Source organism: Methanococcoides orientis (assembly GCF_021184045.1).
GTDB lineage: Archaea > Halobacteriota > Methanosarcinia > Methanosarcinales > Methanosarcinaceae > Methanococcoides > Methanococcoides orientis.
Genome location: NZ_CP073710.1, coordinates 1,403,907 through 1,419,026, shown reverse-complemented (window position 1 = coordinate 1,419,026; position 15,120 = coordinate 1,403,907). Strand labels below are relative to the sequence as shown.

The window sequence follows — 15,120 nt, the reverse complement described above, 5'->3', positions numbered from 1 at the left end:
AAAAGATAAATTTGATCCTTAGCAAAATTAAAATCTATCCGAATTCAACGACTTGAGCAGGACAAATATGCAGTATGTGGAACATCCTGAGCATAAGTTTGATGGTGAGGTTGGGGTTCTTGAAAGGGAGCATGTTCATGTTGATTCTGTAATATATATTGGAAAGGAAGCTAACAACATTGATGAACAGGAATTGGATGTTAAGCGTTCACAGGTGTTCATTGACAAGCAGGACATTATGAGAAATATACTTGAATTGTCTCAATCACAGGTTGAAGAATGGGGTGTAAACAGAGGCACTTTCAAGAGGATAAAGGATAGGATTCTGGCGAATAATGATATTAATTTGAATACGGATGCAGTGGAAAAATTAGTCGAGTGTATTTCATCCTAAATTAGATACCTGTAATTTTGCACTGCATAATTCATTTAAAACGACATAATTTACATAGCAAGTCTTTTAAGGAAATGGTATGAACACAAGAGATCCAAAATTAACTGTCCTGCAATTCAACGAGTACATCAACAATCAAGATGCAGAAGAATCGTGAAAAGCTATATAAGCCTGCAAAAGGATTCGCATGCCCGGAGTGTGAAAATAACATGAAAAATTTCTTTTGTGCTTTACAACTTCTTCCGTTTTTACTTTCAGCAGGACCCGGCCAATTTCCTCCCGGGGAGAAGAAAGAAGTATTCCCATCGAACGAAACCGAGACACTGGAATATGATGGTGTGAAGCTTACCCCGATTAACGAGCAGCAAACCTATTCCCTCAAGGGAATACAGTATCTTGATCCTGACGATTACAGGCTCGAGATAACCGGACTGGTAAACAAGACGATTGTCCTGACTTATGATGACATACTGGCATATCCATCCGTTTCAAAGGCAGTAACCCTTAATTATGGGGAAGGCTGGGGATATGATGCAAAATGGACCGGGGTTAAATTGGAGACCATGTTCAATGAAGCCGGATTGCAGGAAAGGGCGAAGACTGTCATTTTCTATTCCAAAGAGGGCTATTCCACAGCTCTTGAATTGGATTATTTACTGGGTAACAACATAATTGCAGCCTACAAAATAAATGACATAACACTGCCTCCTGACAAGGGATTCCCGCTGCAGCTTGTTGCGGAAGGCAAATATGGTTACAAGTGGGCAAAGTGGATAGTGAAGATAGAAGTAACTGACGAGGATTACCAGGGATACTGGGAAAGCAAGGGCTACAGCAACAATGCAGATGTTAGCTGAAGGGTCTAAGTTGTGAAGTTTGATAATCCCTCTTGGAATATCGTGAGCTTCTATTCCCTGCTTTCAGCCAGGAAGTAAAAGATCTAAAATTCGGGGAGAAGATTGAGTCTGATTTCTCTGATGATAAGGCTAAACTTGAGAACGCTAAATCCATAAGAGAGATACTTGGTATTGAAGGTGGAATTGCCTGGAAATACTGGAATGAGTATGCTAAAGCTGTTCCTAACCTTGAAGCTTCAATATCCTTTACATTAAGACTAACTGAAAATGCGCCTAATTCCATTGTTCCCATCTTTTAATTCCCTTAACAAAGAATATCTTAGTTTTTTATATATCCATTTTTGCACGACATGGAGCAGAATACCAAACCTAAAATACACTGTAAACTCTTACCTCACTCTTCCAGCGACTCCATAATTGCATAGAAATACTGCGTCTTATGAGTAACATATAACTGATACCATGCTTCAAGGGTCTGGGCCGAAAATATATCCAGGTTCCTGATAACTTCCTTTGCGAATTCAAGAGGGGCAATCCCTGAGGCAGTTATAAGGTTACCATCAGTCACAGCAGGCTCCTGACGATAAAATGATTCTCCGGTGTAATCGGGACAGACCGTTTTCAGGTAATCCAGATCGTTACTTGTATGGAGTCTGTTATCCAGAAGGCCGGCTTTAGCAAAACCCAGAGTTGCACCACATATGGCACCAACAGTGATACCTGCATCCAGGAACTCCTTTGCTTTCTCCAGTATTGGCGTGTGAATATCTTCAAGCCAGGTATCGCCACCTGGCAGGATCAGCACTCCGGCATCGTCAGTCATTAATTCATCAAGGCTAATGTCTGGCTCAATACGCAACCCACCCATGGTAACAACAGGCTCTTTTGTAATACCTACTGTCCTGACCGTGTATTCGCTTGCATTCTTCCTGAAATAACGGCCGGAATTCAATTCCGCGATCAGGTAACTCGGCTCCCAGTCGGCCATCGTGTTAAGAACGTAAAGATAAGCTATTTTAGTCATTATATTACTCCTGATTTTGGTATGTGATTCTATATTTTCATTTACTAAACTGACTTGTAGGTACAAAACTATTTTTGAAATTTACTTTAGGCAGTATTCAAGCAGTTGAGAAAGAAGATCATTGACATGCCTTACACCGAGTGGAAGGAGATGGGGTTCTCTAAAGGCACATTGCACTACATGAAGCAGAATGCTATGAGTGATAAGCCGTTTACTCTCAATGCTCATGTCAGGGAGAGGTTGGAGAATTGAGATATTCTTCGATCTCTTGGATGAATACCTCATGTTTTTTGTCGTCCTCAGTCTCAATGTGGTACGTTCCAATGACTGCATTCTTCAGGAATGGTGTGATGGTACCTTTCAGTAGAGGATCTGCCTAGAAGGCTTCCTTGTGCATTGTGGAAGTGATGTTGAATGTTGTTCCATTGGGAAGTTTGGTTTTGGTTTCAGAGATCCATTTTAAGTTAGAAGCGTAGGTTTCGTAGGGTCGGAGCTGGCAAATGCATCTACGGGATTTGAATTTTTGGGTTGAGGTTTGGATGAAAATAAGAGATTGATAAAGCTCATAGGTGGAGCTGAGTGATGGGAATATAAAAAGGAAAGTTGACAATCATGCAGGATTAGATTAAAGTAATGCTACTGCAATATTAATTTAGGGAGTGTTTTATATGCCTTATGAAGAAAAAAATCACTGGGAATATCTTGTCGACGAAATAGACGGGACAAATTTTGAAAGACAACTAAATAAACATGGATCTTCAAATTGGGAACTCGTTGCAATATGTGGGAACAGCATTATCTTTAAACGCCAAGTCACAGAGGTCAATAAATATTAAACCCTCAACCCACCGCTCACACCGAATCCAGAACTAAACCTCGGAACATGCACACTCTTCCGGTTGAAATAATTGAACGCACCGCTCAATGCATCCACCAGGCATCGTGAGGTCTTTCCGGAAAGGCCCTTCATCTGTATTTTGGTATCTCGTTAACACAAAAAACGAAGACTTCTCCTTGTTGTTTTCGAAATTTCATATCTTTATAACATAATATAGTTCTTCATGTTATATGAAGCAGGATTTTTTAAGTACATCGTTTTTACACCACTCACAGTTGTTGGAGCAATGTCAATGTACGCATATGGCGGAGGGATTGTCACTCTATTGAACACCTTTCATCATCTGTTTTCAGGAGGATTTCTACAAAGCCGAAAAACTATATATTGATATCAATGCTAATTACTATTAGCCTAATTTGGACGAGTGTGGGACAAATGATAACTCATGATAAAATATTTGATACAGTAATACGTTCAGTCACTTTTTCCATCCTTTATGTACTGCTAATAGCGCTAATTGTGGGAGTGCTAAATATTTTTGTGAGTCTCGGCTTAATTATATTTGAGGTTCTTGAAGGCAATTTTATTCATATAGATTTTATTGATGTAGTAGTTAGTGTTCTCACAGTTTTTGTTCTTATTGACCTTTTCAAGACTTTTGTTGATTATCGTGAACATGAGCGAATCAGACTTACATATATAACCGATGCTACGATTTTACTCGTCATGCGTGAAATCGCATCTGAGGTTTATGCCCACAAAGTTGAATATGAATTTGTTTTAAGTCTATCGGCATTGCTACTGGCATTGGGTGTAATAAGGGTTATAGCTGCCAAATATTCGCCTTTGGAGGACTGAGTCTCCATTTGATGAAGGGCAATAAGTGATGTATCACTATATTTCCTAGGCTCTGTAGAAATCCTCTATAAACTAATACAAATCTGTAACTAACAGATTTATTGATGTTATACAGTATCAATTTGTAGCACTCCTTTTTAAGCTAATTCATGCTTAGAATATTAAGCAGGTATTCGGATTTCTACAGAGCCAGAGTTACATTAAAAGGTCTTTGTGATAGTTCCCAAAAAAGAAATCTAACTCAATTTTTTCTAACATGACATTTAATTAATATGCTAGATTATAAACTTTTATATTCGTACTTAGAAAAGCTTGATGATTTTTATGCGATTCTCAATATTTTAACCTTAGGCAAGAATCAGCATCCAAGCATACTAATACCAATTTAAAATTTAAAAAGTTCCGTTTTTTCACGTTACCTATATCCCCGAAGTATTCTGCGGGGATATATATAACGTGAAAAAAGTGTACGCTACAAATTTTGAATTGAGATTTTGATTTTTTTGAGTTCGAATCTTACCCCTCGCATAGAAAGTTGGGGTAATAGGTATCTTGAAAAATAGATACTCATAATTTTAGGGTGTTTTATTATTTTAATTGAGGAAAGTTGAAATTAAAAATATATATTATTCATCAAAAAATACATCTTGTAAATCGATTTTTTGAAATTATCTATGGGGTTAATGACAAAGTGAAAGTCTATTTCAAAATAGTTTAGAATTTATATCAATCCCAAATTTAACAGTTTCAATCAGTTTCTAGCTTGTGTTTGCTGAAAACAGAGTTAAAATTCAAGATATCATAAAATTTTTCAACAGCAAGAATGGTTCTAATTGGAAAGGATAATTGGTATTAGGAACTATTTCGTATGTTCTTAGTTGTTGTTGCGTTTTTGATCGAATCAACATAACTAAGAACACTAATATTTATTTTGACTGTCAAACTTGGGATTAATCAAAAAATAATATAATAACTGAATTCTATAAATAAGTGATATTAGTTCGTTTTTGTATTAGTCAAACAAAATAAGACAGCTGCTAAAAGTTATGCTATTGCCTAGAAAAAGAAAAAAACATATGTTTTTATTCCAACACATTTTTTCATATTTGAGTTAAAAAACTACATGCAGGAAAATAAATCACTCTAAACATGAACTATTTAACCTGCTTAGTTTTCAACATCTTTGCTCCAATCATCCGACAAACGTTCGGCTTGTTGTAATACGAGTTTAATGGCCTCTTTTTGTTTGTCAGGTGGATACTTATAGCGACGCAGAGTTATGCGAACTAGATTACGTAGTTTTGCACGTACACTATCTCGCTTTTGCCAGTCTACTGTTGTACTTTTACGTAGCTTTTCTGTCAATTCCAGTGCAATTATCTTAAGAGTCTCATCACCCAATTCATGAACAGCGCTTTCATTGTTTGCTAGGGCATCGTAGAAAGCTAATTCTGAATCATTGAGCCCAAGCTCATCACCACGCTTTGCAGTTTCACGGAATTCTTTGGCCATAGCGATTAGTTCATCTATAATTTCAGCGCTTTTGATAGTGTGACCATGATATCTGTTCAAAGAGGCAGTTAAGCGCTCACTGAACTTGTGCTCCTGTACCACATTGTTATGAACTCGTGATTTTATTTGATCCCGAAGAAGCTTTTGCAATAACTCTACTGCCAGATTTTTCTGTGGTAGATGCCTGATTTCATCGAGAAATGTATCAGACAAAATGCTAATGTCTGGTTTTTCTAAGCCTGCCAATTTGAAGATATCCTCGATACCTTCTGATAAGAGAGCATTGTCAAGAATTTGTTTGATGATTTGGTTCTTCTTTTCATCGGCTATTTTTTTATCACTGTTAGATGCTTTGGAAATAACTACCTTAACTGCCTGGAAAAATGCAATCTCTTCGCGAATTTTCATTGCATCATCTGAAGTTCCGCATAATGAATATGCTTTTGAAATCGCGACAATCACATCAAAATAGCGTTTTCGTCCATTTTCAAGACCAAGGATGTGATTCGCTGCTGGTAAAAGTAATTCAGCTGCATCATCCTGGTAATCGTCATAATTAAATCCATGGAACATGTCACGAGCCTTTTCCATCTCTTCTTTGAGTATTCCTAGAGGCTCAGAGGCATCAATAGTAGGCGTTCCCTTACCTCGGTTCTCAACATATGTTTTCAGAGCTAAGCGAAGTTCTGAAGCAATACCGATATAGTCAACCACAAGACCACCCTGCTTTTCATGGAATACACGGTTCACACGAGCTATAGCCTGCATTAGGTTATGAGCACGCATCGGCTTGTCCACATACATTGTGTGAAGGCATGGAACATCAAATCCTGTGAGCCACATATCACGCACAATGACAATTTTAAGAGGGTCATTCGGATCCTTGAAACGTTTTTCCAGCATCTTCTTTGTCTGGGAGTTATAGATATGGGGCTGAAGGAGTTCGTCATCAGAAGCAGATCCCGTCATAATAATTTTTATAGTCCCATTATGTGGGTCTTCTCTGTGCCATTGTGGTTTTAATTCCGTGATAGCATTATACATGTTCACACATATCTCACGGCTCATGCAGACAATCATACCTTTACCTTCAATGGAAGCATTCCGATTATCAAAATGCATTGTCAAGTCCTTAGCTACTTCTTTTATTCGCTTATCGGCTCCTACCAGTTGCTCCAAAGCTGCCCAATGGGATTTTGATTTCTCACGCAGAGCAAGATCTTCCTCATCCTCTAAAACTTCCTCTACTTCCTCATTAAGTATGTCGATATCAGCTTGTTTTATATCCAATTTTGCGAGGCGGCTTTCGTAATAAATAGGCACAGTTGCACCATCCATTACCGCGTCTTGGATGTCATAAATGCTTACATAAGATCCAAAAACTTTACGAGTGTCTTTGTCATCATTTTCAATGGGAGTACCGGTAAAACCGACAAACGTTGCTGAGGGTAATGCTGAACGCATGTGATGAGCATAGCCGTATTTGAAAGCCCCTACATCAGCATCTAATTTAGCTTGGAACCCATATTGGCTGCGATGAGCCTCATCGACTATCACTACAACATTATTACGATTGGTGAGTTTTGGGTAATGGTTTTCGCCTTTTCTGGGCATGAATTTCTGAATTGTAGTAAAAATGATTCCACCTGAAGGGCGGCCAGCAAGTAGCTCGCGTAATTCATCACGATTTTCAGCCTTTACAGGTGTTTCCTTGAGCAACATCTTTGCATTAACAAAAGTTTGATACAACTGACCATTAAGATCATTGCGATCGGTGACTACAACAAGAGTAGGATTCTGCATTTCCGATTGTTGCATTAGTTTACCGGCAAAGCAGGCCATGGAGATACTCTTGCCTGAACCCTGTGTGTGCCAGACTATTCCACCACGCTTTGAGCCAGGTTCCACTTTGTTTGTATATTCCCCAAGTGTTCCATTTTCTTCAGTATTTGTCGACAATCCAGCAGCTCTTATAGTTGTATAAACTGCTTCACGCACAGCATGGAACTGATGGTAACCTGCAATTTTCTTCACAAACGTATCGCCTGTAGGTTCAAAAAGTATGAAGTACCTAAGATAATCAAGCAGCATATCAGGGTCAAAAAAACCACGAACTATTTTTTCCAGTTCATACTCTAGAAGAGGTTTGTCCTGTTCTTCACGGATGGTACGCCAGGGCATGAACCATTCTTTTGATGCAGTCAGTGAACCAACACGAGCATTGAACCCGTCTGAGATTATCATCGCTTCATTGAACATGAAGAGATCGGATATCTCATTCTTATAGGTCTGCAATTGATGATATGCAGCCCATATATCCGCCTGCTCGACGGTTGGATTCTTTAACTCAATTACAGCAATGGGAAATCCATTTATGAAGGCAACAATGTCGGGTCTACGTAGTTGTTTCAGACCTTGTACAGTGAACTGGTTCACAACAAGAAACTGATTCATCTCACGATGCTCAAAATCAATGAGCCGTACTCTATCCCCACGTTTCTCACCATCCTTTTCATAAACTACAGGAAAACCTTCCAGTAGAATCTTATGAAAAGAGTGATTGTTCTGTATGAGAGATGGATGTTCCGGCTTAGCGAGTCGGTTCAACACCTCTTCCAATATTGGTGCAGGCACTTCCGGGTTGAGGCGATGTAGTGCCTTGAGAATCCGACCATTCAATAGCACCTGACCATAATCTTCTCTTTCGGGTGTTTGACCGTCGTTAGCAATATTGGTGCCTGGAATATAGCTCCAACCAACGTCCTGAAACCAATTCAGAATCAGATTTTCTAGTTCATTTTCGTTTATCATGGCTCACACCCAGGCTTATAGATTAATCCGACCATTCACTGCATCAATTATTAAGTTTAGTAGCTTTTCTACAGAATCGTATTCTTTTGCAGGATACCAGATTGGGTGAATATTGCATTTCAGGAGATCAGCTTCTTTTTCTAGTATTTCTTCTTGAGGTGGTTCCTCCAGAATAGCATAATGAGTTGGCAATTCATACTCATCTTGATCCCGTACCGCCTTGAACAACTTCAGAGTCCAATCTTGATCAAGGCTACAACCAACAAAAAGAAGGGAGTTACTTACAAAAATTTGCCTTAAAGCTTTGGGTAATGATTTTGTAAAATCGAATGGGTTCCCATAGGCATTTTCATACTGGCTTTGTGTAAAAACAAACGTATCTGGATTATCATCTGCATCACCATGTATTTTCAGTATGCAGCGATCCCCTTTAACAAGTCGCGAAAAAAATGTGTGTTGTTGAGTGCCATGCATATATGCATCGAATCCTTTGTCCGCCTGCTTGAACACTTCTTCAATTGAATCATCGAAGTTTGTGGTCACAACACATCCGTTGCAAATCATTGGTAAAAGTTGGACTGGCCCTTCTATTTTTTGGACACGAAATTTTGTTCTTATGAAATTGTTCATGACATCTTGATCTTTGTCAGCGAGAAGTTGTGCAGCATCCAAATAATGGCCTTCATTCAAATACTTATCAAACACATCACATTGTGGGTTACGTTGTTTGTCGTGTATCTCTTGTAGTGCTTCATGCCAAAGTGGCATGCCCATATATTTAGAAAAGCCAGCACCAACAAATGGAACAATTCGTCGACGTCTAACGGCTTCGATAACATCCTTGAATAGTAAGGTCTGGTCAGCATTACCTGAACTTAATAGTTCTTTACAATCTGCATGTTGGGATTCAATTTCTTGGTTTTCCCATTCAGCCATTTCGTTGTTGTAAGAGTCAAGATCCCCCCAGAAGAGCACAAGACTATTTTTTAAGCCCAGTTGGTCCAAAGAAATCACCAAGCTGTCATAATAGTCATTAAATTCTTTATTATTATTGTATTTCTCAGAATACAGCTGAAGTGCTTGCTCAATAAGGCTTTCTTGTTGTCTCAGTTTATCCATTAAACAACCTCAGATGAGTTCACTCGTATTTTTCCGGAAAAAAGCTTTGGCAATAAAAGATCACGGATAGCAGCTAGTTTTTTATTTTCTTGCTCATTAGCATCAATTTTAGTGATCACAGAATCTACAATTATAGAAAACTTATCCATCAATTGTTTCGGCGGACATATAAACTCGTAGCTAGGGATTGCTTGCTTGCTAAGGTGAAGAACAGTGGTGCCTGTTGAGTGTCCATAAGTGTGGGCTTGAAAGGCATTTGTTCTGAAAAGACAATACAGAAAGGGAATATTAATGCGATCTTCAATCGGCCGAACGATTACTGTATCCAATGATGCAACCAAAGTGCTATAGAGTTGATCCTGCCGCACAAGCGCAGGTTTACCAATTATTTCAGCTTTTTGAGTTACGTCTGTTTGAGCTACAATCAATTCCCCGGGTTGAACTACTTGGTCCGACTTATATTGGCCACTATATGGTTTAAGTCCATCTGGTCGGTAGCCACCCCCACGCTTGAATGATTTGAGAGTCACTAATGCAGTATCAGAGTCCTGCAATTCACTACTCTTGTAGGATTTTCCACGAGTTAGATAAATCATATCTGCCAAAGTTTTCATGCTCCAACCCTTCGGCATTTCACCCATTGCTGTCTCTTCAAAGCTGTTGGGGAAGAGAGCAAGCATTTCAGGTGTTAAGTAGAGACGACGACATATGGATTCGGTGTTTTCATTATTGACTTTGGCTTTAACAGGGTCAAAGTCCACAAACCAAGACTTAAAGATGGCCTGAGCCATAGTTTCAAGTGTCTGGTTCATTATCTTATTGAGTTTAATTTTTTCATCAAATGTATTAAGAATTTGAGAAATCAATTTTTGTTCATGGTAAGGAGGAATTGGAATTACCAAGTTTGTGATATCAGTTTTAAGAACACGTGGGACAGTAGATCCACGAGTCGAAGCTAAAAGCAAATCTCTGTTCCTGGTATAAAGCAAGGAGTATTTCAGAAAATCATTATCAAGTTCTCCTTCCTTTCCTCTTAAAGCTATCAAACGACGACTAATGAGATAAGTTCTGTCTCCTGGGAATGAAGCAACTTCACCTACAGGTGCTTCAGTGCTTATTAGAACATCACCTGGTTTTGGGAATCCCCTAGTAGTCCATTCATCATACGTTTCTTGGGAAACGTAAGAGCACTTATCTAATATGACTCGTCCATTTCTTACGTTAGCAGCTGTAAGTACCGGTATGCCAGAAGTAGATTTGGGTGGTGTTTTCCCTCGATAATCAATAATTGTTTCCAATAACTCTCCAATTGGAATAAGTGGATATGATTTGGAATCATTATTATTCAATCTCATACCCCACATTTAGAAGGTTTACTCTGATATTAGTCTCTAATTGTGCTGATTCTTTAAACTGTTTGGACAAATCCTTGGTCAACTTTTCCATTTTCTCTTCGAAAGGTTCAACGTCGTCTTTCAAATCGGCCACTCCAACGTAGCGACCAGGAGTAAGTACATATTCATGCTTACGGATGTAGTCTATATCTACAGATTTGCAGAAACCAGGTTCATCTTCATAACCATCTCCTTTTTTCCAAGCATGGAAAGTGTTGGCAATACGAAGAATATCTTTATCATAATCAAAATCACGTAAAACACGATTCTTCATATAACCAAGATCACGGGCATTAATAAACAATGTCTCTCCCTTACGTGCTCGGTTTTCGTTATATGCTTCCTTGTTGCGAGTCAGGAACCAAATACATGCAGGAATTTGAGTATTCGTGAAGAGTTGCCCTGGCAATGCTATCATGCACTCCACTAGGTCACTTTCGATTATAGATTTACGAATCACTCCTTCATTATTAGTATTGGAACTCATGGAACCATTAGACAACAACAATGCCAGGCTACCATTGGGTGCAAGGTGATAAATCATATGCTGCATCCATGCAAAATTGGCATTATTAGTGGGGGGCAGACCATATTTCCACCGAGGGTCATCTTTCAAATACTCTCCACCCCATTCTTTCATATTAAAAGGTGGATTGGTCATGATGTAATTTGCACGAAGGTCTGGATGCAAATCACGAGTGAAAGTATCAGCAAACTCTTTCCCAAAATCAAAATCCATACCTCGGATAACCATATTCATACAGGCAAGTCGCCAAGTTGTAGGGTTTGATTCCTGGCCGTATATCGATAATTGTCCAATACGCCCACCATGTTCTTCCACAAAACGTTCCGATTGGACAAAGAAACCACCTGAACCACAAGCAGGGTCGTATACTCTACCCTGGAAAGGTTCCAGCATTTCAACAATAAGAGTTACTATAGATTTTGGAGTGTAATACTGCCCTCCCTTTTTCCCTTCTCCGCTAGCAAATTCACCAAGGAAATATTCGTATACATGTCCAAGGATATCCTTTGCCTTCAGAGTTTTGTGTCTAAAAGGTATAGTAGCAATAAGATCTATTAATTCCCCAAGCTTACCGGATTCAATCTGCAAACGTGCATAATCCTTAGTTAGCACACCTTTAAGTTTTGGATTATCTTTTTCGATTGCCTCCATTGCATCATCAAGAAGACGACCCACACTTACCATCTTATAAGTATCAATCTTTTCATTTTTGATGTTAATCTCTGCACCAGAAGAAAGCTTGGCACAACTTTGCAATGTGTCCCAGCGAGCCAGTGCCGGTACCCAGAAGACGTTTTTCTCAGTATAATAGTCCCGGATTTCCAGTTCTTCAGTCTCTAATTCCTCATCCCCGCCTAAATAATAATCATGCTCAGGGTCTTTGAATTGTTCTAGAAGCTCTTTTCGTCGCTCTTCGAATGCATCAGAAACATATTTAAGAAAAACAAGGCCAAGAACTACGTGCTTATAGACAGCAGCATCAAGATTGGAACGTAACTTGTCAGCGGATGTCCAGAGTTTGTTGTCAAGGTCTTCTAAGAATTTTTCGTTTTCTTCCATAGTCTCAATCCGTTAGTATTATTCTGTGGTAAAATTAGTCAATAAATACATTTTATAAATTAAATTTGGATTATTTTATTCATTTAATAATCCTTGGAATGATTTTAATCATCCTTCTTGACATATGAATTTAATTCACTTTGGCTCTATTATTTTCTTTCAGGATATTCTTTAATATTTTTAACTCTTTCTCTTGTTTTATTCATTTTTTAAATAGACACTGCTTCCCAATTTAAAATATACTGAATGCAAATCATTGAATATTATCTAGAATACATTAAAAATAAAACTATTAAAGGGATACACATTGTTCAGTTTGCACAAATCTCCCCCCTTCAATATCCCGAGATTCTCTGAAAGCACGTACTAAAATCAGTAGGTATAATTTAATGAGAATTTGCAGAAGCTCAAGGAATTGCTTGAGATTCTTAATTGTTCTTTTTTTGTCGCTTACACTTTCGCTTTTCACTTGTCGCATGTGTCTCCTAGAATTGTTGTTTAATGTTCATAGAAACGAGACACCAAACCCTCATAAATTAAGCATATGGGGCAAGTTTTTCCCATTGATCCAAGCGTTCTCTTACATGAGCGTTAAGCGTAAAAGGCTTATCTGCCTCAGCATTTTTCTTCATATAATGCAATGTCCCTTTTGAAAATCCTAGCTTTTTCCAATCAGAATATGAAATACTAAGTATCTTCTTTCGGATGTCGCTTGAATCCTGTCGCTTTGTCTCATATTGTGGTTCCAAAAAGTCAATCTCTTTTCGTTTACCTGTTAGATAATAAGCTAATTCCCTAGCTTTCAGGAGAATAACATAATTCCACATTAACATCTTATCTTGATATCTTACTCGTTTGTTGAACCACAAATTGATCTCTTCAGTCAGTTTCTTAGCTCCACTGGGCCTGAGCCTCAATGAATAATTGTCTGTCCTAATGAAATCTTTCTTATCAATACCATTCGTCTCAATCACGTTAAGAACAGCAAGGTCAATAAGGAATCTGAAAAGTTCCTGAAGATCATAAGCCAGACTATTCTTGCTAGGGTTCATTTCATGCAAAAAACCCACGTGAGGATCTAAGCCCACAGAGTTAATGGCCCTCAGGCACTCCGCCTCTAACAATGCGTATCCATAATTAAGCATGGCATTTACCATATCTCCTGCCCCTATGGCCCTCCCGCTCTGGTTAAGTCGAGATTTAAAATCGCATTTCTCAGGTATAACTTTTAAGAACTCATTCCAGTATTTGGAAGCTACACCACCCTCAACACCCAAAATATCTCTGATTGAGTTGATGTTGTTTAGTTTATCAATATCCTCTGAAAAATTAAAATCAACCGTAGGATATCGTTGATTTAGGAAATCAAGGACAACTGTTGATTTATCAACTTTCGCCTCAACAAAGCCTCTTGCTATCTTAATTCTACTTTCTTGATTCTCAAATGCATGATATTGAGCAAACTTGGTTTTTATATTGGTACTTTCAGGAGGAAGCATTGTTGTCAACAGTTTTCCGTCCCAATTGAGAATTGAAATTTGGACATTGTGCTTAATCAACCATCTGATAGCATCCAACGTGATATTACCCGTCTGTCCATAGACTACTATGCTATCAACATCAATCCTCTTTGGAGAGAATACATACTCCTCCGGTTCTTCAGTGGTTGAGAATCTTCCATCCTTAATGTGAAGTTTAGCACCATCAACACGCATGTTGATTCCGTGACCATTTAAAAGTAGAAGCTTCATATCAAGCAAGCCCCCTTGGTTGTGTTTCAGTTTTATCATCTATGAAATTCAGAGCTTTATCTCGAAGTTCAGAAATGAATTTGGCTTGATCTTTTTTGCCTTCACTTCTCAATTCAAATTCAAGATTGAAAAGTTGTGTATTGAATTCTTCAATGATTGGGTAAATCAATTCATGATTATATCCGTCTTTAACAGAATTGAATACGTCATCATCCTTCGTATCTTCGACAAGCTGATCGATTATAGTTTTGTCTTTATAATATGCTAGTAGCTGAAGAATACGTCTTCTAAGCATTGAATATCCATTTGGAGTTATAGGATATCTTTTTAATAAAGACTTCAATGCAAACAAAAAATTGTCTTCATCAAGTGGTTTTATTTCTTTGTCTATTACATATTGGTATAATAAATTCAACAATCGATCTACAAGTTCATCATCCTTTGAATCAAAAATATTTAATAGGGAATCCAGTTGATTAGAATCTAAAATATATTGATCCCCATAGCGATCTAAATCTTTTAATACCATCTTTTTATAGAGGTCATTCTTAGATTCTAGTCCAGTAAAAAGCGAATCTAGATGTTGCTTTAATTTCAACGTTTTAGGTAAAATTAGACAAGATGAACGCTTATCAGTTTCTGGAAAACGATATCTCTGCAATTCATTATAATCGAGGCTTAAGATTGTTTTTTCCTTGACCATTCGAGTTAGTTTTCGATTAATTGTTGGTTTGCTATAGCCAGCTTCAATTCTCTCATAACCATTTGAATCTGGTTTAGTGTGACTTTTCATAAGGGTGGCTATCAGCAATTCTCTTCGTGCGTACCCATGTTCTGATAAATATTGAATGACTTCTTCTTCAAAGTCAATATCATTTTGTAGATATTTCAAATCATTATATTCATTCATAATATCATCATACCCTAATATCAATATCAAATATGATATCATAGTAGTTAAGTTTAAGTGTCACTTA

Annotated in this window: 11 protein-coding genes and 1 pseudogene; 5 read left to right on the top strand and 7 right to left on the bottom strand. The window is 38.0% G+C overall.

The features are described from left to right. The first annotated feature begins 67 nt into the window (after positions 1-67). The 3 genes from J7W08_RS06770 (at position 68) to J7W08_RS06760 (ending at position 1,550) form a co-directional block, all read left to right on the top strand. Complete coding sequence (locus J7W08_RS06770) at positions 68-394, top strand: hypothetical protein (RefSeq protein WP_233083783.1); 327 nt, start codon at positions 68-70, stop codon at positions 392-394. 140 nt (positions 395-534) lie between these two features. After that, positions 535-1,251 carry a molybdopterin-dependent oxidoreductase gene (locus J7W08_RS06765; RefSeq protein ID WP_233083782.1) on the top strand — a complete coding sequence of 239 codons (717 nt, stop codon included), beginning with the start codon at positions 535-537 and terminating at the stop codon, positions 1,249-1,251. A gap of 32 nt (positions 1,252-1,283) precedes the next feature. Continuing rightward, positions 1,284-1,550, top strand: a complete 267-nt coding sequence (locus tag J7W08_RS06760) for a CRISPR-associated endonuclease Cas1 (RefSeq protein WP_233083781.1) — start codon at positions 1,284-1,286, stop codon at positions 1,548-1,550. A 95-nt stretch (positions 1,551-1,645) separates the two neighbouring features. Here the strand turns inward: J7W08_RS06760 and J7W08_RS06755 are convergent, their stop codons facing one another. Then, entirely contained in the window at positions 1,646-2,275 is a 630-nt protein-coding gene (locus J7W08_RS06755) for a type 1 glutamine amidotransferase family protein (RefSeq protein ID WP_233083780.1), read from the bottom strand. Positions 2,276-2,380: 105 nt separating this feature from the next. Between J7W08_RS06755 and J7W08_RS06750 the strand changes: the two are divergent. After that, positions 2,381-2,527: pseudogene (locus tag J7W08_RS06750) on the top strand (CRISPR-associated endonuclease Cas1); the annotation flags it as partial. A gap of 1,021 nt (positions 2,528-3,548) precedes the next feature. Beyond that, positions 3,549-3,971, top strand: a complete 423-nt coding sequence (locus J7W08_RS06745; protein ID WP_233083779.1) for a phosphate-starvation-inducible PsiE family protein — start codon at positions 3,549-3,551, stop codon at positions 3,969-3,971. A gap of 1,167 nt (positions 3,972-5,138) precedes the next feature. Here J7W08_RS06745 and J7W08_RS06740 read toward each other — a convergent pair. The 6 genes from J7W08_RS06740 to J7W08_RS06715 all read right to left on the bottom strand — a co-directional run bounded on the left by J7W08_RS06740 (position 5,139) and on the right by J7W08_RS06715 (position 15,053). Continuing rightward, a complete protein-coding gene (locus J7W08_RS06740) occupies positions 5,139-8,294 on the bottom strand; it encodes a type I restriction endonuclease subunit R (protein ID WP_233083778.1) in 3,156 nt (1,051 codons plus the stop codon). A 15-nt stretch (positions 8,295-8,309) separates the two neighbouring features. Then, the gene (locus J7W08_RS06735) at positions 8,310-9,413 is read right to left on the bottom strand and encodes an SIR2 family NAD-dependent protein deacylase (RefSeq protein WP_233083777.1); all 1,104 of its coding nucleotides are present in this window, start codon (positions 9,411-9,413) and stop codon (positions 8,310-8,312) included. After that, the gene (locus J7W08_RS06730) at positions 9,413-10,762 is read right to left on the bottom strand and encodes a restriction endonuclease subunit S (protein WP_233083776.1); all 1,350 of its coding nucleotides are present in this window, start codon (positions 10,760-10,762) and stop codon (positions 9,413-9,415) included. The genes J7W08_RS06735 and J7W08_RS06730 overlap by 1 nt, the downstream gene beginning before the upstream one ends. Continuing rightward, positions 10,755-12,392, bottom strand: coding sequence for a class I SAM-dependent DNA methyltransferase (locus tag J7W08_RS06725; protein ID WP_233083775.1), 1,638 nt, complete (start codon positions 12,390-12,392; stop codon positions 10,755-10,757). The genes J7W08_RS06730 and J7W08_RS06725 overlap by 8 nt, the downstream gene beginning before the upstream one ends. A gap of 536 nt (positions 12,393-12,928) precedes the next feature. Further along, positions 12,929-14,143, bottom strand: a complete 1,215-nt coding sequence (gene cas1 / locus J7W08_RS06720) for a CRISPR-associated endonuclease Cas1 (protein ID WP_233083774.1) — start codon at positions 14,141-14,143, stop codon at positions 12,929-12,931. 1 nt (position 14,144) lies between these two features. Then, positions 14,145-15,053, bottom strand: a complete 909-nt coding sequence (locus J7W08_RS06715; RefSeq protein ID WP_233083773.1) for a hypothetical protein — start codon at positions 15,051-15,053, stop codon at positions 14,145-14,147. Positions 15,054-15,120 lie beyond the last annotated feature (67 nt).

Excerpts from the sequence above, each read along its gene's own strand:
- J7W08_RS06770 (WP_233083783.1), top strand. The coding sequence starts at position 68 with ATGCAGTATGTGGAACATCCTGAGCATAAGTTTGATGGTGAGGTTGGG.
- J7W08_RS06765 (WP_233083782.1), top strand. The coding sequence starts at position 535 with ATGCAGAAGAATCGTGAAAAGCTATATAAGCCTGCAAAAGGATTCGCA.
- J7W08_RS06755 (WP_233083780.1), bottom strand. The coding sequence starts at position 2,275 with ATGACTAAAATAGCTTATCTTTACGTTCTTAACACGATGGCCGACTGG.
- J7W08_RS06745 (WP_233083779.1), top strand. The coding sequence starts at position 3,549 with ATGATAACTCATGATAAAATATTTGATACAGTAATACGTTCAGTCACT.
- J7W08_RS06740 (WP_233083778.1), bottom strand. The coding sequence starts at position 8,294 with ATGATAAACGAAAATGAACTAGAAAATCTGATTCTGAATTGGTTTCAG.
- J7W08_RS06735 (WP_233083777.1), bottom strand. The coding sequence starts at position 9,413 with ATGGATAAACTGAGACAACAAGAAAGCCTTATTGAGCAAGCACTTCAG.
- J7W08_RS06725 (WP_233083775.1), bottom strand. The coding sequence starts at position 12,392 with ATGGAAGAAAACGAAAAATTCTTAGAAGACCTTGACAACAAACTCTGG.
- cas1 (WP_233083774.1), bottom strand. The coding sequence starts at position 14,143 with ATGAAGCTTCTACTTTTAAATGGTCACGGAATCAACATGCGTGTTGAT.
- J7W08_RS06715 (WP_233083773.1), bottom strand. The coding sequence starts at position 15,053 with ATGAATGAATATAATGATTTGAAATATCTACAAAATGATATTGACTTT.